We start from the raw sequence: 20,702 nt of genomic DNA on the forward strand, positions 1-20,702 counted from the left end.
GACCGCAGGCGGCCGATCGTGGCCGGGGATCGACCATACGACAGGGCCCCTCCCGCCGGACATCACCGGGAAGGGGCCCTGTCACACGTCGGGTCGGTCAGCCGGTCACGGCCGGGTACGCCGCCGCGCGCCGCTGCGGCGGGACCGGCGCCGGCCGGAGCCCCCCTCCGACTCGTCGCCGTCGGCGTCGGAGAGCGCGTCCGGGTCGTCCGGGGCGGCCAGCCGCGCCGACTCGCCCGTCTGGCTGTCGGCGACCTCTCCGGCGGCGGCCGTGTCCGCCTCGTAGCGGGACAGGTCGTAGCCCATGGTGTCGTGGTACTCGGCGTTCGGGGCGGCGTCGGCGTCGGTCTCGGTGACCTCGGCCACGGTGCGCTCGGCCGGCGCGCTCTTGCGCGCCCGCCGCCGGGAGGTGCCGGCGCCCTGCTCCGCCGCCGCCGGGGCGGCCACGGCCGAGGCGACCGCCTTGACCTTCTCCCCCGCACCGCCACCGCCGGAACGCGGCTTCTCCGGCACCGGCTCGGTGTGCATGATCAGGCCCCGGCCCTTGCAGCACTCGCAGGTCTCGCTGAACGCCTCCAGCAGGCCCGCGCCGATCCGCTTGCGGGTCATCTGCACCAGCCCGAGCGAGGTGATCTCGGTGACCTGGTGCTTGGTCCGGTCCCGGCCCAGGCACTCGGTCAGCCGGCGCAGCACCAGCTCACGGTTGGACTCCAGCACCATGTCGATGAAGTCGATCACCACGATGCCGCCGAGGTCGCGCAACCGGAGCTGGCGGACGATCTCCTCGGCCGCCTCCAGGTTGTTCCGGGTGACCGTCTCCTCCAGGTTGCCCCCGGAGCCGGTGTACTTGCCGGTGTTGACGTCGATGACCGTCATCGCCTCGGTCCGGTCGATCACCAGCGAGCCGCCCGAGGGGAGGAAGACCTTGCGGTCCAGCCCCTTGATGATCTGTTCGTCGATCCGGTACTCGGCGAAGACGTCCGTGGTGCCGACGTGCCGGCGCAGCCGGGCGACCAGGTCCGGCGAGACGTGCGACAGGTACGACTCGACGATGTCGTACGACTGCTCGCCCTCGATCACCAGCTCGCGGAAGTCCTCGTTGAACAGGTCCCGGACGACCCGGATGACCAGGTCCGGCTCCTCGTAGAGCAGCACCGGGGCGCCGCCCTCGGCCGCCTTGGCCTGGATGTCCTCCCACTGCGCCTGGAGCCGCTTGACGTCGCGCGCCAGCTCGTCCTCGCTGGCGCCCTCGGCGGCGGTCCGGACGATCACGCCCGCGCCGTCCGGCACCAGCTTCTTCAGCACGTCCCGCAGCCGCTTGCGCTCGGTGTCGGGCAGCTTGCGGCTGATGCCGGAGGCGTTGCCGTGGGGCACGTAGACCAGGTGCCGGCCGGAGAGCGCGATGTGGCTGGTCAGCCGGGCGCCCTTGTGGCCGATCGGGTCCTTGGTGACCTGCACCAGCACCGAGTCGCCGGAGCGCAGCGCCTGCTCGATGGAGCGGGCCCGCCCCTCCAGGCCGGTGGTGTCCCAGTTGACCTCGCCGGCGTAGAGGACGGCGTTGCGGCCGCGCCCGATGTCGACGAACGCCGCCTCCATGCTGGGCAGGACGTTCTGCACCTTACCCAGGTAGACGTTGCCGGCCATGGTGCCGGAGGAGTTGCGGGTGACGTAGTGCTCGACGAGCACCCCGTCCTCCAGGACGGCGATCTGGGTCCGGTCGCCGCGCTGGCGTACCGCCATCACCCGGTCGACGGCCTCCCGGCGGGCCAGGAACTCCGACTCGCTGAGGATCGGCGGCCGGGTCCGGCGCTGCTCGCGGCCGTCGCGGCGGCGCTGCCGCTTGGCCTCCAGCCGGGTGGAGCCGGAGACGCCCTGCACCTCGTCGACGGTCTTGCGCGGCTCGCGGATCTTGACGACGGTCGGCACGCCGTCGTCGGCGCCCGCCTCGACGTCACCGGCGCCCCGACGGCGGCGACGACGACGGCGGCGGGTCAGCCCGTCACCGCCCTCACCCTCCTCGTCCTCGTCGCCCTCGGACTCCTCCGCCTCGGCCTGCGCGGCCTCCTCGGACTCCTCGTCCTCGGCGTCCTCCGCGCCGCCCTTGCCCCGGCCGCGTCCACGGCGGCCACGGCGGCGCCGGCGGCGGGCCGCGGCGCTCTCGTCCTCGTCCTCGTCTTCGTCCTCGGCGGCTTCCTCGGCCTCCTCGGTCGGCTCCTCGGGCTCGACGACCTCGACCGCCTCGACGTCGCGGCGGCCACGCCGGCGGCGGCGCGCCGGCTCGGCCGGCTCCTCGGCGGCGGGCTCCTCCGGCTCCGGCTCCGGAGCGGGAGCCACGACCCGGGCGACCGGGACGTCCTCCGGCTGCGGGGCCATGAACAGCACGGTGGGCGCGGAGAGCGCGGCCCGCCGGCGGCGGGTGCGCGGCTCGGGCTCGACAACCGGCTCGGGCTCGACGACCGGCTCGGGCTCGACGGCCGGCTCCGGCTCGACGGCCGGCTCGACCGCCTCGGTCGGCTCCTCCTCGGCGGGCGGGGTGACCGCCACGCCGGGCGGGACCTCGCCGGAACGGCTCTCCGCACCGCTGACCGCGGCGGGCGGGGCGGCGGCGCCGAACCCGGTGCCGGCCTCCGGCTCGATGCCGGCGGCGGCCGGCGGCTGCTCAGTGGGCGCGGCGCCGGTCCGATCGGCCCCGAGGGCGTCGCTCGGGGTCTCCGCGGCCGGCTCGGCCGCGGCGGGGGCCGCCTTCTTCCGACGGGTACGCGTCGCCTTGGCCGGCGGCGCAGCCGGCTCGGCGGGCGCCTGGTCCGCCTCGACCGGAGCCTCCGCGGCGGGCGGCGCGGCGACCTCGGGGGCCGGCCCGGCGGCCTCGACGGGCGGCGCGGTGGCCTCCTCGGAGGCCTTCGCGGTGGTGGCCTTGCGGCGGCGGCGCGTCGCCTTCGGGGCGGCGTCGAGGTCGCCGGAGACGGGGGCGAACACCTCGGCCTGGAGCGCCTCGCCGCTGCCCGGCACGGGCGCCGTCGACGCCTCGACCGGCACCTCGGTCTGCTCCGGCTGGTTCAGCGGCGTGGCCCGCCGCCGGGTCGTACGCCGTCGGACCGGCGCGGCCGGGGCCTGCTCGGCCCCGCCAGCGTCGGCGTCGGCGGCGCCGGCGGCGTTCTCCGCCCCGGCGGTGTTCTCGACGGTGCTGCTGTCAGCGGTCTCGTCGGCCGGCTGTGAACCGGTCCGTTCGCCGCCCTCGGGCTCGTTCTCGAGCATGGACGTTCTCCAGTTCTGGCTGCCCCGGGCGCGGGTGAGCGCTGCCACGCAGGGTCGCCGCAAAAGTGTTTCCGCCGGGCGCGCACGGTGCGCGACCGCCGAAGTCTGCCTACCTGAACGTCGACCGACGGTCAGCGTTCACCGATGGTTGCCCCGTCGCGGTCCGCTTCCAACGGATCCGCGATCGCATCCTGCGCGGTCAGCGTGCCCTGTGCCAGCCGGATCACCCTCGGTGAGACCGGCGGCTCCAGGTCGGCCACCACGCGGAGGCCGGAAAGGACGTCATCGGGCCGCACGGAGGGGGTGACCTGCCGCACGACCAGTTCGAGTATCGCACACGGTACGGCCGGCGCCCCGGAAGGCGTCTCCGGCGACGCGATCACATCGATGCGGATCACCGCTGCCCGGGCGTCGAAGGTGCGCCGGCCCTGCTTGGTCATCCGCTCGACCAGCACTTCCTCGGCGGCCGTGAAGGCGGAAACCGCCCGTTGCAGGACGGCTGGGTCGACCTCGGGCAGCTCGATGCGCCAGTGCGACGCCTCGATCCGGTCGGCAAGACTCCCGCCGGCGGCCACGACGGCGTCGAGCACGTCGAGACCGGGCGAGAGGGCCGCGTCCAGCGCGGCGCGCAGCTCCGCCGGGTCGACCTGCTCGCGGAGGCCGATCTCCAGGTATTCCGCCTCGCTCGCCACGCCCGTCGGGGCCGCGCTGGCGTACGAGATCTTGGGGTGCGGGGTGAAGCCCTGGGAGAAGGCGATCGGCACGCCCGCCCGGCGCAGCGCCCGCTCGAACGCCCGGGCGAAGTCCCGGTGCGAGGTGAAGCGCAGCGGGCCGCGCTTGGCGTACCGGATCCGGACCCGCTGCACGACGGGTGCCTGGCCGCCCTCTGGCTGTGGTTTCCTACTGATCGTCGTGCTCCTCGTGTCGGAACCGGTTGATCGTGACGGCACTGCTCGCGACTCGCGTGCCGCTGACGATAACCACATGATCAACCCGGCGCACGGCGGGCGTGCCCGCCGTGCGCCGGAGCTACTGCTGGGCGCCGGTGGGGAGCTTCAGACCGTTGATCGGGGTGAGCGGGAGAAGCTTCTTCCCGGTCGGGCCGATCTGGATCTCGGTGTCCATCGACGGGCAGACGCCGCAGTCGAAGCACGGGGTCCACCGGCAGTCGTCCTGCTCGTACTCGCTGAGCGAGTCCTGCCAGTCCTGCCAGAGCCAGTCCTTGTCCAGGCCCGAGTCCAGGTGGTCCCAGGGCAGGACCTCCAGCTCGTCGCGCTGGCGGGTGGTGTACCAGTCGAGGTCGACGCCGAAGGCCGGCAGGACCTCGGTCGCCGCCTCCACCCAGCGCTGGTAGGAGAAGTGCTCGCTCCAGCCGTCGAACCGGCCGCCGTTCTCCCACACCCGCCGGATCACCGCGCCGACCCGCCGGTCACCCCGGCTGAGCAGGCCCTCGATCAGCGACGGCTCGCCGTCGTGGTAGCGGAAGCCGATCGCCCGGCCGAGCGACCGGTCCGCGTTGATCGCCTGCTTGAGCATCTTGAGCCGGCCGTCGATGACCTCCGGCCGCTCCATCGACGCCCACTGGAACGGGGTGTGCGGCTTCGGCACGAACCCGCCGATGGAGACCGTGCAGCGGATGTCCTTCGAGCCGGTGGCGGCCCTGCCGGCCCGGATGACCTCGTGGGCCATGTCCGCGATCTCGAGGACGTCCTCGTCGGTCTCGGTGGGCAGGCCGCACATGAAGTACAGCTTCACCTGCCGCCAGCCGTTCGTGTACGCGGTGACGACGGTGCGGATCAGGTCTTCCTTCGACACCATCTTGTTGATGACCTTGCGGATCCGCTCCGACCCGCCCTCGGGGGCGAAGGTCAGGCCGGTGCGCCGCCCGTTGCGGGACAGCTCCTGTGCGAGGTCGATGTTGAACGCGTCCACCCGGGTCGACGGCAGCGAGAGCGACACGTTGGTGCCCTCGTACTGCTGGGCCAGGCCGGAGCACATGTCGCCGATCTCGGAGTGGTCGGCCGACGACAGCGACAGCAGGCCCACCTCGTGGAAGCCGGAGAACTCCAGCCCCTCCCGCACCATCTGCCCGACGGTGGTGATGGAGCGCTCGCGCACCGGGCGGGTGATCATCCCCGCCTGGCAGAACCGGCAGCCCCGGGTGCAGCCCCGGAAGATCTCCACGGCGTACCGCTCGTGCACGGTCTCGGCCAGCGGGACCAGGGGCTTCTTCGGGTACGGCCAGGCGTCCAGGTCCATGGTCGTGCGCTTGTGCACCCGGAACGGCACGTCCGCCCGGTTCGGCACGACCCGCTGGATGCGGCCGTCGGGGAGGTAGTCCACGTCGTAGAAGCGCGGCACGTAGACGCTCTCGGTGCGGGCCAGGCGCAGCAGCAGCTCGTCGCGCCCGCCCGGGGAGCCCTCGGCCTTCCACTCCCGCACGATCCCGGTGATCTCCAGGACCGCCTCCTCGCCGTCGCCCAGCACGGCGGCGTCGACGAAGTCGGCGATCGGCTCCGGGTTGAACGCGGCGTGGCCGCCGGCCACGATCACCGGGTCGGCGTCGGTGCGGTCGGCGGCGAGCAGCGGGATGCCGGCCAGGTCGACCGCGGTGAGCAGGTTGGTGTAGCCCAGCTCGGTGGAGAAGGAGACGCCGAAGACGTCGAAGTCGCGCACGGAGCGGTGCGCGTCGACGGTGAACTGCGGCACGCCGTGGGCGCGCATCAGCTTCTCCAGGTCCGGCCAGACCGCGTAGGTCCGCTCGGCGAGCACGTCGGGCAGCTCGTTGAGCACCTCGTAGAGGATCTGCACGCCCTGGTTGGGCAGGCCGACCTCGTAGGCGTCGGGGTACATCAACGCCCAGCGCACGGCCGCCGCGTCCCAGTCCTTGACCACCGCGCCCAGCTCGCCACCGACGTACTGGATGGGCTTGGTCACCTGGGGCAGCAGCGGCTCCAGCCGGGGCCAGACGGAATTGGCCGCGGCGGGGCGCGGCGTGGTGGACGGGACGCTCATGATGCCCAAGGGTACGCGGCCCGGCAGCGGCCACCGCGCGCACGCCGGTCGCCACGCCCTCGGGGCGCCGGTCGCCACGCCCTCGGCACCTCGCAAGCGCCCGTCCGGCCTTGCGGTACCGGCGACGGCGGTGGCCGGAATCGCCCCGCTGGCGCATCGGTACTAACCTCGGACCGGCGCGAGAGGAGATTGCCGCGATGCCGCAGCCGCAGCCGGGCACGGACCGGCCGGCCGACGGGAGCCCCCCGGGTCAGGACCAGGGTCCGGATCCGGCGGTCACCGAGGAGCCCCCGACCTCCCCCGCAACGCCCGCCCCCGCCGGCGGCACGGGCCCGGAGGGCACCCGTGAGCTGCCCACCGAAGACCCCGAGCCGACCGCGACGTCCGACATCGGGCAGGACCCGGACGACGCCGGGGCCGACGCCGCGCTGCCGGACACGGGCGACGCCACCGCGCCGCACGGCTCGGGCGACGCCGCCGGCCGGCCAGACCCGGGCGACGCCACCGCGCCGCAGGACGCCGACGACGCCGGGGCCGAGGACACCCGGGACGCCGGGCCCGGGCGGGTCGCCGGCACCGGCCCGGAGGGCACCCGCCTGCTGCCCGACGACGGCCCGTCGGCCGTGGGACCGCAGGGCACCCGGATGTTCCCCGGCGACGAGCGACCGGCCGTGGGGCCGCAGGGCACCCGGATGTTCTCCCCCGACGAGCTACCGGCCGAACCGCCCGCGCCCCGGTGGAGCGGTTCGGCGGCGGTGCCCCCGCCGAAGCCGCGCAAGCGGGCCTGGGGCGAATCGGCCGTGATCCCCCCGGTGCCGGCGCCTCCGCCGGCGCCCCCGCCCGAGCAGTCCGCCGAGCACCGCACGCCGGTCGACCCGTGGGCGGGCGCGGACACCGGCGGGTGGGACCTCCCGCCGCCCCCGCCGCCCTCGCCGACGTTGCCCTACCCCGCCGCGCCGTCGCCCAGGCCGTACTCCGGGCCACCGGCGCCACCCGTGCACTCCCCCGCGCCGCCGACCCCACCCGTGCACTCCCCCGCGCCGCCGGAGCCACCGCGTCCCGCACCGCCGCGGGTCGCGTACCCGGCCGCCCCGCCGCAGTCGGCGTACCCCGTCTCCCCGCCGCCGGTCTCCCGGGCGCCCGGCCCGGCGCGGCCGGCGTCACCCCCGCCTCCGCCGCCCGCGCCGCCGAGGCAACGTCGGGCGACGGCGCCGCCGGCCGGGCCGCCACCCGGCCAGCAGGCCCCCCGGGGGTACGCCCCGACGCCCGCCCGCAAGCGTCGCCGCTGGCCGTGGTACCTGCTGCTCATGCTGGCCTGCTGCTGCGGCTGCCCGGCCTACTACGGGGTGCCGATGGCGTCGCAGTACCCGGCCGAGGCCAGCCTGCCGGCCGAGGTGGCCGACCTGCGGCTGCGCGACGACAACACCAGCAAGGCGACCGCCAAGCAGTTGGAGGCGGACGTGCGCAAGGCGCACTGGCTGGCCGAGAAGACCTTCGCCGGCGTCTACGCCACGCCCGCCGGCAAGCGGGTGACGGTCTTCGGCGGCACCGGCTTCCGGTTCACCCCGGAGTCCGACGCGGAGGACGAGATCACCCGGCTCACCGGGCAGTACTCCCTCGGCGAGGCCCAGGTGGTCGACACCGGCGTACGCGGCCGGCACCAGCGTTGCGCGGTGGGGCGCGCCGACGGCCAGGACGTGGTGGTGTGCACCTCGGTCGACCACGGCAGCATCGCCACCGCGGTCTTCACCCGGCTCTCCCTCGACGACAGCGCCACCCTGCTCGGCACCCTGCGGGAGCAGATGGTCACGACCAGCCAGAAGTAGCGGCTCCACCGGCTCGACGCCGTCGAGCGGGCCCGGCGGCCCGGTCGACAGGTCGCTGCGGTCCCACGTCCGCGACGGGGCAGCGGCGCGGCTCCGGCCGCCCCGTGCCCGGGCTCAGGCCGGGGCGTCGCCCGGGGTGGCGGAGTGCCCGCGCGGCGGGGCGTAGCGGGGCACGTACTCCTGGCCGGTGAGCTTCTGGATCTCGGCCATGACCTCGTCGGTCATCTCGCGCAGCGACGTGCGGTCGTCCGACCGGCCGGTGAAGTCGAGCGGCTTGCCGAACCGGATGGTGATCTTGGCGCGGCCGGGACGGGGCACCCGGGTGCCGATGGGCTGGGCCTTGTCGGTGCCGGTCATACCGACCGGGATGACCGGCACACCGGCCGCCACGGCCAGCCGGACCGCCCCGGTGCGCCCCCGGTAGAGCCGGCCGTCCGGCGACCGGGTCCCCTCCGGATAGACCGCGACCAGGTCGCCGGCCCTGAGCACCGGGATGGCGGCGTCGAATGCGGACAGCGCCGCCCGACCGCCGGCCCGCTCGACCGGGATGGCGCCCAGGCCGGTGAGCACGTGCTTGGAGAGGGCGCCCTTCGGGCCGGTGCCCTTGAAGTACTCCGACTTGGCCCAGAACGCCAGGTGCCGGGGGACCACGGTGCCGAGGAACAGCTCGTCGGCGACCGAGAGGTGGTTGCCAGCGAAGATCGCACCCCCCGCGTCCGGAATGTGCTCCAACCCCTCCACGGTCGGACGGAAGGCCAGCCGGAGCGCGGGCGCCACGGTGAGCTTGCCGATGGTGTAGAGCAGGGGCACTGGTCCTCCGGCGGAGTGTGTGCGAACAGGCGGTGTCACCGTAACCGACGGGTCCACGCGTCGTCGCCCGGGTGGCGGGTCGACCGCCTGGTGAGCGGGCCTGTCGGGGCCGGTGGGGGCGGTCCGGCGACACTCCGCCGGACCGCCCCCGTCTCACCGACTCATACCCTGCGGACGGCCACGGTCACCCGCTCGCCCTCGCCGACCTCCCCGGTGAAGCCGTCCACCCCGTCGGCGAAGTCGACGGAGTCGGCCAGCACCTCGCGGGCCACGAAGTCGGTGTACGCGGCCACCGCCGCACGCACCTCCTCGCCGGCCGACAACGCCACCACGATCCGGTCCGAGACGTCCAGGTCGGCGTCGCGGCGGGCCTGCTGCACCACCCGGACGACGTCCCGGGCCAGCCCCTCGGCGGCCAGCTCGGGGGTGACCTCGGTGTCCAGCACGACCACGCCCTCGCCGCCGGGCAGCGGCGCGGAGTGCTCGGCGTCGGCGGCGACCAGGCGCAGCTCGTACTCGCCCTCGGCGAGGGTGACGCCCGCGGCGACCGGGGCGCCGTCGACCAGCTCCCACTCCCCCGCCTTGACCGCCCTGATGACCTGCTGCACCTGCTTGCCGACGCGGGGGCCGAGCGCGCGCGGCACCACGGTCAGCACCTGCTGGCAGTACGCCGACACCTCGTCGGTGAACTCCACCGCCTTCACGTTGACCTCGTCGGCGACCAGGTCGCCGAAGGGCCGCAGCTGCGCCGCGACGGGCGAGGCCACGGTCAGCGTCGACAGCGGCAGGCGCACCCGCAGGCCCTTGGCCTTGCGCAGCGACAGCGCCGCCGAGCAGACCTCCCGGGTGGCGTCCATCGCGGCGACCAGCTCGTGGTCGGCCGGGAACTCCCCGGCGGACGGCCAGTCGGTCAGGTGCACCGACCGCTCGCCGGTGAGGCCGCGCCAGATCTCCTCGGCGGTCAGCGGCGCCAGCGGCGCCACCACCCGGCACAGCGTCTCCAGCACCGTCCACAGGGTGTCGAACGCGTCGGCGTCGCCGGACCAGAACCGGTCCCGGGAGCGCCGCACGTACCAGTTGGTCAGCGCGTCCAGGTAGGACCGCACGGTGACGCAGGCGCCCGAGATGTCGTACGCGTCCATCTGCTCCTGGACCGTCGACACCAGCTCGTTCGTCTTCGCCAGCACGTACCGGTCGAGCAGGTGGGTGCTTGTCGTGTTCCGCTTCGCGGTGTACCCGTCGGCGTTGGCGTAGAGCGAGAAGAAGTACCAGACGTTCCACAGCGGCAGCAGCACCTGCCGGACGGCGTCGCGGATGCCCGGCTCGGTCACGGCCATGTCGCCGCCGCGCAGCACCGGCGAGGACATCAGCATCCAGCGCATCGCGTCCGAGCCGTACGAGTCGAACACGTGGTAGACGTCCGGGTAGTTGCGCAGGCTCTTGGACATCTTGCGCCCGTCGGAGCCGAGCAGGATGCCGTGGCTGAGGCAGTTGCGGAACGCCGGCCGGTCGAACAGCGCGGTGGCCAGCACGTGCATGGTGTAGAACCAGCCGCGGGTCTGCCCGATGTACTCGACGATGAAGTCGCCCGGGTAGTGGTGCTCGAACCAGTCGCGGTTCTCGAACGGGTAGTGCACCTGGGCGAACGGCATCGAGCCGGACTCGAACCAGCAGTCCAGCACCTCCGGCACCCGGCGCATCGTCGAGCGCCCCGTGGGGTCGTCCGGGTTGGGGCGGACGAGGTCGTCCACCGCCGGCCGGTGCAGGTCGCTCAGGCGTACGCCGAAGTCCCGCTCGATCTCCTCAAGCGAGCCGTAGACGTCGAGCCGGGGATAGTTCGGGTCGTCGGACTTCCACGCCGGGATCGGCGAGCCCCAGAACCGGTTCCGGCTGATCGACCAGTCGCGGGCGTTGGCCAGCCACTTGCCGAACGAGCCGTCCTTGATGTGCCCCGGCGTCCAGTTGATCTGCTGGTTCAGCTCGACCATCCGGTCCTTGAACTTCGTCACCGCGACGAACCACGACGACACCGCCTTGTAGACCAGCGGGGTGTCGCAGCGCCAGCAGTGCGGGTACGAGTGGGTGTAGGTGTCCTGCTTGAGGACGACCCCCCGCTCCTTGAGCTCCCGGATCACCGGCTTGTTGACGTCGAAGACCTGCTCGCCCTCGTAGGGCGGCACCAGCGCGGTGAACCGGGTGTGGTCGTCGACCGTGACGATGGTGGGGATGCCGGCCGCGTTGCAGACGTTCTGGTCGTCCTCGCCGAAGGCCGGGGCCAGGTGGACGATCCCGGTGCCGTCCTCGGTCGTGACGAACTCCGCGCCGAGCACCTGGTAGGCGTTCGGGCCGGCCTGCTCGACGAGGAAGTCGAACAGCGGGGTGTAGCGGCGCCCGGCCAGGTCACGGCCGGAGACGGTGCCGACCTGCTCGTAGCCCTCCAGCTCCTTGGCGTACGCGGCCAGCCGCGCCGCCCCGACCACGTACCGCTGGCCGTCGCGCTCCAGCACGGCGTACTCGATGTCGGGGCCGACGGCGAGCGCCAGGTTGGACGGCAGGGTCCACGGCGTGGTGGTCCAGACGCCGAGGCGCACCGGCCCGCGCAGCAGCTCCGGCGCGCTCTCGTCGGGAGTCAGCGCGAACCAGACCGACAGCGTCGGGTCGTGCCGGTCCCGGTAGACGTCGTCCATCCGGGTCTCGGTGTTCGACAGCGGCGTCTCGCAGCGCCAGCAGTACGCCAGCACCCGGAAGCCCTCGTAGACCAGGCCCTTGTCGTGCAGGGTCTTGAAGGCCCACATGACGCTTTCCATGTAGTCCAGGTCGAGGGTCTTGTAGTCGTTGGCGAAGTCGACCCAGCGGGCCTGCCGGGTGACGTAGCGCTCCCAGTCGTGGGTGAACTCCAGCACCGAGGTGCGGCACGCCTCGTTGAACCGGGCCACGCCGAGGTCGAGGATCTCCGCCTTGCTGGTGATGCCGAGCTGCTTCTCGGCGACCACCTCGGCGGGCAGGCCGTGGCAGTCCCAGCCGAAGCGCCGCTCCACCCGCCGACCGCGCATCGTCTGGTAGCGCGGCACGACGTCCTTCACGTAACCGGTGAAGAGGTGGCCGTAGTGCGGCAGGCCGTTGGCGAACGGCGGGCCGTCGTAGAACACGTACTCGTTGTCGGCGTCGCCCGCGACGCCGCCTCCGGCCGCGTCCGTGCTCTCCGGTCGCCGGCCGGAGGCCGGCCGGGCCTCGACGGAGGCCTCGAAGGTCTTGTCGGCCGTCCAGTGCTCCAGGACGCGGCGCTCGACCGCGGGCAGGTCCGGGCTCGCCGGGACGCCGGCGGCGGTCGGTTCGTGCAACGGATAGACCATCGGGGGTCGCTCTCCTCGCGCAGCTCACTGTCGTGTGGGTCTGCGAGGACGAGCCTTCTCGGGTACGCCTCGACGGCGCCCCCGGGCAGGCCCGCGGTACCACCCCGCTTGGCGGCCAGGATCGACCGCCCGCTCGTTGGCCGGCTGTGACGGGCCGGACCCGTCCGGTTCTACTGGGCCGGGGTGAACCGGCTGTTCTTCCGGAGGCTCACCGGTGATGGCCGGGTCATCGCCTTACGACCGCCAAGGTTACCCGACCACGCACGAAGATCGCCGCCGAGTAAACCCGCCCGGTGACCGGTTACCCAGGGTGACGAGCGGCGTGACCGGGCTCACGTCCGCCGGTGTCACGCCGCGCCTGCGCGCTTCGTCGGATGGGTGTCGACACAGACCGGACCGAGGAGGACCGTCATGCAACGGATCAACGTGGCCGAGGTGGCACCGCAGGCGTACCAGGCCGTGCTGGGGCTGGAGAAGTACGTCCGGGCGAACGTCGGGCACACCGTGCTGGAGCTGGTGAAGCTGCGGGCGTCGATGCTGAACGGCTGTGCGTTCTGCGTCGACATGCACAGCCGGGACGCGCTGGCGTCGGGCGAGTCGGACCGGCGGCTCTTCGCCGTCGCCGCCTGGCGGGAGGCGCCCTTCTTCGACGAGCGGGAGCGGACCGCGCTGGCGCTCACCGACGCGGTGACCCGGCTCGGCGAGCACGGCGTGCCCGACGACGTCTGGGACGCGGCGGCGAAGGTGTGGTCCGAGAAGGAACTCGCCGACCTGCTGATGGCGATCGCCACCATCAACGTGTGGAACCGGATCGCCGTGACCTGCCGCACCGATCTGCCCACGGACGTGTGACGGTCCGCGACGCGACGCAGGCGCCGGTGCGCGCGACGCGCACCGGCCCCGCGGCGGCGGGTGCGTCAGACCAGCTCGGGGAACCAGAGCGCGATCTCGCGCTTCGCGCTGTCCGGCGAGTCGGAGGCGTGCACCAGGTTCTCACGGTTGGACAGGGAGAGGTCGCCGCGGATCGTGCCGGCCGCCGCCCGCCGCCCGTCGGTCGCGCCGACGAGCCCGCGCACCACGTCGATGACCTGGTCGCCGGCGAGCACCAGCGCCACCAGCGGGCCGCCGGTCATGAAGTCCTTCAGCGGCGGGTAGAACGGCTTGTCGACGTGCTCGGCGTAGTGCTCGTCGGCCAGCGCGGCGTCCATCGTCCGGGACACCATCGCGTCGATCCGCAGCCCCTTGCGCTCGAAGCGGGAGATCACCTCGCCGACCAGCCCGCGGCGGACCGCGTCGGGCTTGATCAGTACGAGGGTGCGCTCATCGGGGCTGCTGCTGGACACGCTGGGTTCCTCCTGTGCGCGGAAGACGGTCGGGCTGGGTACGGTCAGCCTAGCGACCCGGTCCCGGCACCGGCGCGGCGGCCGGTCCTTCCTCCGGCGGCCGATCCGGCCTAGCCTGGCCCTTGACCCTCGGGAGGTCCACTGTGGCGAATGGCGGGAACCGGCCCATCGCACCGGTACGCAAGCTGATCGCCGCGGTGCTGGGCACCGTGGCCACCTTCGTCGTCCTGTTCGGCCTGGGCATGACGAGCTGGGCGATCGTGGCACTCGGCGTCGCCCTGCTGGTGCTGGCCATCGCGCTGGCCACGGTGCGCGGGGGCGGTCGCACCTGGGTGATCGGCGAAGGGCACGTGCACAGCGCCTCCGAGCCGCCCACGCAGTACGCCTTCGGCCGCTGCGAACTCCAGCTGGTGATCGACGCCCCGGGGCTGCCGCCCCGGTCCAAGAAGATCATCGAGCCGCGGGTGCCGGTGGCGAAGTGGCCGTCGCTGGGCCAGACGCTGCCGATCCGGGTGGCCCTGGACGACCAGCGCCACGTCCGGGTGCTCTGGGACGACGTGCCCACCCACGCGGAGACCGCCGCCGCCGTCGCGGCCGACCTGCCGCCCGAGTACGCGGGCTCCGAGTCGCTGGACGACGTGCTGATCCAGCAGGAGGCCCCGCCGTGGGCGGACCGGGCGCCGGACGACGACTTCCGGGACGACTACCGCGACGACTTCCGGGACGACTTCCGGGCGCCGGTGGGCGATCCGCTGGGCGACCCCGTCGGTGATCCGCTGGGCGATCCGCTCGGTGGGGACCGGGTCGGGCGGCCCGAGGAGCGCGAGCCCGTCGTGATGCACCAGCGTCCGGGTGGGCCGGTCGTGCTGGAGGGCACGCTCGTCGAGCAGCCCACCACCGGCACCCTGCCGCGCCGGGCCACCCCGACGCCCCGCCCGCCCGCCGAGGAGCGGTTCGACGCGCCCGGCGAGCGCCTCGACCCGTCCGCGCCGGCGGATCCGCTCGACCTGCCCCTGGACGATCCCGCCCCGCCGCGCAACCGGGTCCGCGACGAGCGGGTCCGCGACGAGCGGATCAGCCCGGAGGAACTGGACGAGGCGATCTTCGGCCCCGGTCCGGCGACCGACGCCGACAACGAGGCCGGGGAGACCGCGGCGGCCGGCGACGAGTTCGGGGCGCCGATCGCCGGCGTGGGGCTGACCCTGCTGGTCACCGACCTGCCCCGCTCGCTGGACTTCTACCGCGACCTGGGCTTCGCCGAGGTCGACCGGGGCTCCGGCAACGCGGTCCTCTCCTCCGGGACGACCCGCCTGGTGCTGCGCGAGGTGACCGAGGCGGCGCCGATCAGCCGCCGGCTGGTGCACGTCAACCTCGAGGTCGACGACATCGGCTCCGCCTACGAGCGGCTGCGCGGCACGGGCGTCCGGTTCACGTACGCCCCCCGCGTGGTCAACCGGGGCACGAAGCTGGAGGTGTGGGCGGCGGCGTTCCGCGACCCGGACGGCCACGGCATCGCCCTCACCCAGTGGCGGGAACGCGCCGAGGCCTGACCCGTCAGCCCAGCTCGCCGAGGCCTGACCGTCAGCCCAGGATGACCCGGCGCACGTGCAGGGCGTAGCCCCACACCAGGGCGAAGACGACGCCCAGCACCAGCAGCGACCAGTGCAGCAGGCCGGCCAGCATGAGCAGTCCCTGCAGGGCGGTGCCGGCGTGCCAGGCCCACGGCCGACGCATCATGCCGGCGAGCAGCACCGCCGCCACGGCCAGCGCCACCACGGCCCCGATCGCGGCGCCGCCCAGGTCGCCGCCGACCACCCGGATCGGCTGGATGGCCAGCACCAGCACCAGCGCCTCCAGGCTGAGCGTGCCCGCGCCGAGGCCACGGACCGCCCGTTCCGGGTTGCGCAGCCCGGAGCGGCGCGGCGGGCGCCCCGCGGGGTTGCCGTCGGCCGCCCGGACCGCGCCGTCGTCCGGGGTGCCGTCCGAGGTACTGGCGGGGAGGTCGCCGGGGAGCCCGTCGGGTGCCCCGGTCGGGCGGTCGTCGCCCGCGGTGGCCCGCTCCGGCCCGGTCATCGCTTCAGCAGCCGACGGGCGTCGGCCACCGTCACCACCGACCCGGTGACCAGCACCCCGACCCCGCTCAGCTCCCCCGGTACGTCCTCCTCGGCCATCGCCACCGCCGCCTCGATCGCGTCCGGCATCTCCTCGGCCACCTCCACCCGCTCGGGTCCGAAGACCTCCGCCGCCAGCGCGGCCAACTCCCGGGCGGGCAGTGCCCGGGGCGAGCTGTTGCGGGTCACCACGACCTGGTCGACCACCGGCTCCAGCAGCTCCAGCAGGCTGGCCGCGTCCTTCTCCGCGAGGACGCCGACCACCGCGACCAGCTTGCTGAAGGCGAACTCCTCCTGGAGGGCGGCCACCGTGGCGGCCATCCCGTGCGGGTTGTGCGCCCCGTCCAGCAGGATGGTCGGCGCGCTGCGTACGCGCTCCAGCCGGCCGGGCGAGCTGGCGGTGGCGAAGCCCTCCCGGACCGCCTCGACGTCGAGCTGCCGCTTCGCCCCGGCGCCGAGGAACGCCTCCACCGCCGCCAGCGCCACCGCCGCGTTCTGCGCCTGGTGGGCGCCGTGCAGCGGGATGAACACCTCCTCGTAGACGCCGCCGAGGCCCTGGAGGGTGAGCACCTGCCCGCCGACGGCGACGGCCCGCCGCAGCACCCCGAACTCGGCGCCCTCCCGGGCGATGGTCGCGCCGACCTCGGCACAGCGCTCCAGGATCGGCCCGGCGGCCTCCTCCTCCTGCGCCGCGGAGATCACCGTCGCGCCCTTGTGGATGATTCCCGCCTTGGCCAGCGCGATGTCCTGGATGGTGTCGCCGAGCCACTCGGTGTGGTCCAGCCCGACCGGGGTGAGCACGCACACCCCGGCCTGGATCACGTTGGTGGCGTCCTCGGCGCCGCCGAGACCCACCTCGACCACCGCCACGTCCACCGGGGCGTCGGCGAAGGTGGCGAAGGCCAGGGCGGTCGTCATGTCGAAGTACGTCAGCGGCTCCGCCGAGCGCTCGTCGACCAGCCGGGCGAGCGGCTCGATCTCCCGGTACGTGGCGACGAACCGTGCCTCGTCCACCGGCTCGCCGTCCAGGCTGATCCGCTCCCGGACGTTCTCCAGGTGCGGGCTGGTGTAGCGGCCGGTGTGCAGCCCGAACGCCCGCAGCAGCGAGTCGATCATCCGGGCCGTCGAGGTCTTGCCGTTGGTGCCGGTCAGGTGGATCGACGGGTACGCCCGCTGCGGGCTGCCGAGCAGGTCCAGCAGCGACTCGATCTTGTCCAGCTCGAAGGCCATGCGGGTGAACCCGCGTTCGGCCAGCTCGGCCTCGACGGCGGCGAAATCGGTGCGGTCGGTCACGAGGGCAGCGCCTCCAGAGCGGCGTCGATGCGGACGAGGTCGGCCTCGGCGACGGCGAGCCGATCGCGGATCTTGGCGACCACCGGCTCCGGCGCCTTGTCGACGAACGCCGGGTTGCCGAGCTTCGCCCGGGCCTGCGCGGCCTCCTTCTCGGCGGCGGCCCGGTCCTTGGTCAGCCGGGCCCGCTCGGCGGCCACGTCGATCGTCCCCCGGGTGTCCAGGGCCACGCTGACCTCGCCGGGCATGGCGAGCGTGGCGCTGGCCTGGAAGCCGTCGCCGGCCGCGTCGAGGCGCACCAGCGACCGGATCAGCGGCTCGTGCGCGGAGATGCCGGCGGCGGCCAGGCCGTCGAGCCGCGCGGCGACCCGCTGCGTCGGGCGCAGCCCCTGGTCCGAGCGGAACCGCCGGATCTCGGTCACCACCCGCTGGAGGGTGCCGACCTCGACCTCCGCGGCGTCGTCGACTCCGGTACGGTCGGCCACCGGCCAGGCGGCCGTCAGCACCGTCTCGCCGCCGGTGAGCGCGGTCCACAGCTCCTCGGTGACGAACGGGATCACCGGGTGCAGCAGCCGCAGCAGCTGGTCCAGCACGTGCCCGAGCACCCGGCGGGTCGCCTCGGCGGCCGGGCCGCCCTCGGCGAGCACCGGCTTGGTCAGCTCCACGTACCAGTCGCAGACGTCGTCCCAGGCGAAGTGGTAGAGCAGGTCGCAGACCTTCGCGAACTCGTACGCCTCGAACTGCTCGTCGACGGCGGCGGTGACGTGCGCCAGCCGGGACAGGATCCACCGGTCGACCGTCGACAGCGTGTCGGCCGCCGGCAGCGGCCCCTCGGTGTGCGCGCCGTTGAGCAGCGCGAAGCGGGTGGCGTTCCACAGCTTGTTGCAGAAGTTGCGGGAGCCCTGGCACCAGTCCTCGCTGACCGGCACGTCCCCGCCCGGGTTGGCGCCCCGGGCGAGCGTGAACCGGGTGGCGTCGGCGCCGTACCGGTCGATCCAGTCCAGCGGGTCGACCACGTTGCCGAACGACTTGGACATCTTCTTGCCGTGCTGGTCGCGGACCATGCCGTGCAGGGCCACCGTGTGGAACGGCGGCCGGCCGTCCATCGCGTACAGGCCGAACATCATCATCCGGGCGACCCAGAAGAAGAGGATGTCGTAGCCGGTGACCAGAACGCTGGTCGGGTAGAACTTCGCCAGGTCGGGAGTCTGCTCCGGCCAGCCGAGCGTGGAGAACGGCCACAGGCCGCTGGAGAACCAGGTGTCCAGGACGTCCTCGTCCTGGTGCCAGCCCTCGCCGCTCGGCGGCTCCTCGTCCGGGCCGACGCAGACGATCTCGCCGTCCGGGCCGTACCAGACGGGGATGCGGTGACCCCACCAGAGCTGGCGGGAGATGCACCAGTCGTGCATGTTGTCGACCCAGGCGAAGTACCGCTTGGCCAGCTCCGCCGGCTCGATCTTCACCCGACCGTCGCGCACCGCGTCGCCGGCGGCCTCGGCCAGCGGGGCGGTGTTGACGAACCACTGGAGCGACAGCCGCGGCTCGACGGTCGTCCGGCACCGGGAGCAGTGCCCCACCGCGTGCACGTACGGCCGCTTCTCCGCGACGATCCGGCCCTGCTCGCGCAGCGCGGCGACGATCGCGGGGCGGGCCTCGTAGCGGTCCAGGCCCTGGAACGGGCCGTGCGCGGTGATGACGCCCCGCTCGTCCATGATCGTCAGCGACGGCAGGTCGTGCCGCTGGCCGATCTCGAAGTCGTTCGGGTCGTGCGCGGGGGTCACCTTGACCATGCCGGTGCCGAAGCTCGGGTCGACGTGCTCGTCGGCCACGATCGGGATCCGCCGGTCGGTCAACGGCACGGCCACCTCGGTGCCGATCAGGTGCCGGTAGCGCTCGTCGTCCGGGTGCACGGCGACTGCGGTGTCACCGAGCATCGTCTCGGCCCGGGTCGTGGCGACCACGACGTCGTCGCTGTATCGGATCGAGATCAGCTCGCCGTCGTCGTCGGTGTGCTCCACCTCGATGTCCGACAGCGCGGTCAGGCAGCGCGGACACCAGTTGATGATCCGGTTGGCCCGGTAGATCAGCCCGTCGTCGTAGAGCTTCTTGAACATGGTCTGGACGGCCCGGGACAGGCCCTCGTCCATGGTGAAGCGCTCACGGTCCCAGTCGACGGAGTCGCCGAGGCGACGCATCTGGCCGAGGATCGCGCCGCCGGATTCGGCCTTCCACTGCCACACCCGCTCGACGAACTTTTCCCGGCCCAGGTCGTGCCGGGACAGGCCCTGGCCGGCGAGCTGCCGCTCGACCACGTTCTGGGTGGCGATCCCGGCGTGGTCCATGCCCGGCAGCCACAGCGCCTCGTGGCCCTGCATCCTCTTGCGCCGCACCAGCGCGTCCTGGACGGTGTGGTCCAGCGCGTGGCCCATGTGCAGGGAGCCAGTGACGTTGGGCGGCGGGATGACGATGGTGAAGGGGGGCTTGTCGCTGTCCGCCGACGCCCGGAAGTGGCCGGCGGCTACCCACTGCTCGTACCGTCGCTGCTCCACCTCGCCGGGCTGGTACTGGCCGGCAAGGGTCGGGGCGTCGGGGCGTCGGGCATCCAGTCTCTCGGTCACCCTGAAAGTCTACGGAGCGCTTCCCGGGACCCGACGTGCGCCACCTGCTGTTCGCGTACGGTGTCGGCTATGTCCGACGCACATCTCACCGATCGCCCGGTCGCCGACGGGCCCGAACCGATCGATCTGACCGACGAGCCCATCCAGCTCAGCAACCGGGACCCGGAGAGCGCCCCGGAGCGGCGGGGGACGTGGTCGGGGCGCCGGCGGGTGGCGTGGGCCGTGGCGGCGGTGGTCGGACTCGCGGGAGCCGCGGTGCTCGGCACCGCCGGCTGGCGGGTCGCCCAGCAGAAGGACGCCGATCTGGCCACCCCGGACCGGGTGGCGGGCCTCGTACGCGACGACAGCGACCGGGCCCGCAGCACCTCCGACTACCTGCGCAGCGGATTCGCCGCCGACATCGACCTGGACAGCAGCTTCGGCACCGTCTACCGGGATCCTGCCGACGACAGGCGCTCGGTGCTCGTCTTCGGCGGGACGACCCTGCTCTGGCAGCCGGAGCGGGACCTGAACAGCCTCTTCGGTCTGCTGACCGACGAGACCGGCAAGGTGACGGGGCTGCGCAAGATGCCCGCCGGGCGCTTCGGCGGCGTGATGAAGTGCGGCACGACCAGCGGCGACGGCGGCGACTTCGCGGTCTGCGGGTGGGCCGACCACGGCAGCGTGGTGATGGCGATGTTCCCGGGTCGCTCCGTCGACGACGCCGGCGGGCTGTTCCGCGCCATGCGCGAGGAGATCCAGACCCGAGGCTGAACGCCTTGGCCGCCCGGCCCGAGCCTAGGTGGCGCGGCCCGAGGGCCAGGTGGGCGGGTGGAGTCCAGGTGGCGCGGCCCGAGTCCAAGTGGTGCAGGCGAAGCCCTGGTGGCGCGGCCCGAGCCTAGGTGGTGCGGGTGGAGTCCAGGTGGTGCGGGCGGAGTGTCCCCGGCGCCTGGCGGGGGAACCCGTGGCCCCGGCCTGAAAACGAATCCGCCGCCCGATCGACCCTGCTCCGGTCCCGGGGGATCCGGCTCTCGGCCTCCGGTCCCCGCAGGATTCGGCTCTCGGCCATGCCCCAAATGGGCCGTAACGCAGTTCAGGGCCG

Annotated in this window: 13 protein-coding genes; 4 read left to right on the forward strand and 9 right to left on the reverse strand. The window is 73.6% G+C overall.

The window, feature by feature from the left end:
* Positions 1-105: 105 nt before the first annotated feature.
* From OG989_RS31820 to OG989_RS31830, 3 genes are all read right to left on the reverse strand, one after another.
* A complete protein-coding gene (locus OG989_RS31820; protein ID WP_327029340.1) occupies positions 106-3,255 on the reverse strand; it encodes an Rne/Rng family ribonuclease in 3,150 nt (1,049 codons plus the stop codon).
* Positions 3,256-3,386: 131 nt separating this feature from the next.
* Positions 3,387-4,121, reverse strand: a complete 735-nt coding sequence (locus OG989_RS31825) for a TIGR03936 family radical SAM-associated protein (protein ID WP_311413759.1) — start codon at positions 4,119-4,121, stop codon at positions 3,387-3,389.
* 163 nt (positions 4,122-4,284) lie between these two features.
* On the reverse strand, positions 4,285-6,270 hold the full coding sequence (locus OG989_RS31830; protein WP_151457262.1) for a TIGR03960 family B12-binding radical SAM protein: 1,986 nt from the start codon (positions 6,268-6,270) through the stop codon (positions 4,285-4,287).
* Positions 6,271-6,914: 644 nt separating this feature from the next.
* Between OG989_RS31830 and OG989_RS31835 the strand changes: the two genes are divergently transcribed.
* Positions 6,915-8,096, forward strand: coding sequence for a hypothetical protein (locus tag OG989_RS31835; protein WP_327031284.1), 1,182 nt, complete (start codon positions 6,915-6,917; stop codon positions 8,094-8,096).
* A 114-nt stretch (positions 8,097-8,210) separates the two neighbouring features.
* Here OG989_RS31835 and OG989_RS31840 read toward each other — a convergent pair whose 3' ends face one another.
* Together OG989_RS31840 and ileS are read right to left on the reverse strand one after the other, a co-directional pair.
* A complete protein-coding gene (locus OG989_RS31840) occupies positions 8,211-8,906 on the reverse strand; it encodes a lysophospholipid acyltransferase family protein (protein WP_151457160.1) in 696 nt (231 codons plus the stop codon).
* Positions 8,907-9,067: 161 nt separating this feature from the next.
* Positions 9,068-12,259: an isoleucine--tRNA ligase gene (gene ileS / locus OG989_RS31845; protein WP_327029341.1), complete on the reverse strand. Its 3,192-nt coding sequence runs from the start codon at positions 12,257-12,259 to the stop codon at positions 9,068-9,070.
* A gap of 411 nt (positions 12,260-12,670) precedes the next feature.
* Between ileS and OG989_RS31850 the strand changes: the two genes are divergently transcribed.
* Complete coding sequence (locus OG989_RS31850; RefSeq protein ID WP_151457162.1) at positions 12,671-13,111, forward strand: carboxymuconolactone decarboxylase family protein; 441 nt, start codon at positions 12,671-12,673, stop codon at positions 13,109-13,111.
* A gap of 65 nt (positions 13,112-13,176) precedes the next feature.
* On the opposite strand, the gene ndk is transcribed toward OG989_RS31850, so the two are convergent.
* The gene (ndk, locus tag OG989_RS31855; RefSeq protein ID WP_151457163.1) at positions 13,177-13,602 is read right to left on the reverse strand and encodes a nucleoside-diphosphate kinase; all 426 of its coding nucleotides are present in this window, start codon (positions 13,600-13,602) and stop codon (positions 13,177-13,179) included.
* A 143-nt stretch (positions 13,603-13,745) separates the two neighbouring features.
* Here ndk and OG989_RS31860 point away from each other — a divergent pair, with 143 nt between their 5' ends.
* Complete coding sequence (locus OG989_RS31860) at positions 13,746-15,152, forward strand: VOC family protein (protein ID WP_327029342.1); 1,407 nt, start codon at positions 13,746-13,748, stop codon at positions 15,150-15,152.
* 31 nt (positions 15,153-15,183) lie between these two features.
* Here OG989_RS31860 and OG989_RS31865 read toward each other — a convergent pair whose 3' ends face one another.
* From OG989_RS31865 to OG989_RS31875, 3 genes are read right to left on the reverse strand one after another with little or no spacing between them, the layout of a single operon-like run.
* Positions 15,184-15,675: a DUF4233 domain-containing protein gene (locus tag OG989_RS31865; protein WP_225852503.1), complete on the reverse strand. Its 492-nt coding sequence runs from the start codon at positions 15,673-15,675 to the stop codon at positions 15,184-15,186.
* Positions 15,672-17,006 carry a bifunctional folylpolyglutamate synthase/dihydrofolate synthase gene (locus tag OG989_RS31870; protein ID WP_151457323.1) on the reverse strand — a complete coding sequence of 445 codons (1,335 nt, stop codon included), beginning with the start codon at positions 17,004-17,006 and terminating at the stop codon, positions 15,672-15,674. Before OG989_RS31870 ends, OG989_RS31865 begins: the two co-directional genes overlap by 4 nt.
* A complete protein-coding gene (locus tag OG989_RS31875) occupies positions 17,003-19,621 on the reverse strand; it encodes a valine--tRNA ligase (protein WP_327029343.1) in 2,619 nt (872 codons plus the stop codon). The genes OG989_RS31870 and OG989_RS31875 overlap by 4 nt, the downstream gene beginning before the upstream one ends.
* A 69-nt stretch (positions 19,622-19,690) precedes the next feature.
* Between OG989_RS31875 and OG989_RS31880 the strand changes: the two genes are divergently transcribed.
* Positions 19,691-20,374: a hypothetical protein gene (locus OG989_RS31880; protein ID WP_151457321.1), complete on the forward strand. Its 684-nt coding sequence runs from the start codon at positions 19,691-19,693 to the stop codon at positions 20,372-20,374.
* The last annotated feature ends 328 nt before the right edge of the window (positions 20,375-20,702 follow it).

Origin of the sequence: Micromonospora sp. NBC_01740 (assembly GCF_035920365.1) — a bacterium.
GTDB lineage: Bacteria > Actinomycetota > Actinomycetes > Mycobacteriales > Micromonosporaceae > Micromonospora > Micromonospora reichwaldensis.

Bases quoted from the DNA above. Each gene is read 5' to 3' on its own strand.
- OG989_RS31820 (WP_327029340.1), bottom strand. From the start codon at position 3,255: ATGCTCGAGAACGAGCCCGAGGGCGGCGAACGGACCGGTTCACAGCCG.
- OG989_RS31830 (WP_151457262.1), bottom strand. From the start codon at position 6,270: ATGAGCGTCCCGTCCACCACGCCGCGCCCCGCCGCGGCCAATTCCGTC.
- OG989_RS31835 (WP_327031284.1), top strand. From the start codon at position 6,915: ATGTTCCCCGGCGACGAGCGACCGGCCGTGGGGCCGCAGGGCACCCGG.
- ileS (WP_327029341.1), bottom strand. From the start codon at position 12,259: ATGGTCTATCCGTTGCACGAACCGACCGCCGCCGGCGTCCCGGCGAGC.
- OG989_RS31850 (WP_151457162.1), top strand. From the start codon at position 12,671: ATGCAACGGATCAACGTGGCCGAGGTGGCACCGCAGGCGTACCAGGCC.
- OG989_RS31865 (WP_225852503.1), bottom strand. From the start codon at position 15,675: ATGACCGGGCCGGAGCGGGCCACCGCGGGCGACGACCGCCCGACCGGG.
- OG989_RS31880 (WP_151457321.1), top strand. From the start codon at position 19,691: ATGTCCGACGCACATCTCACCGATCGCCCGGTCGCCGACGGGCCCGAA.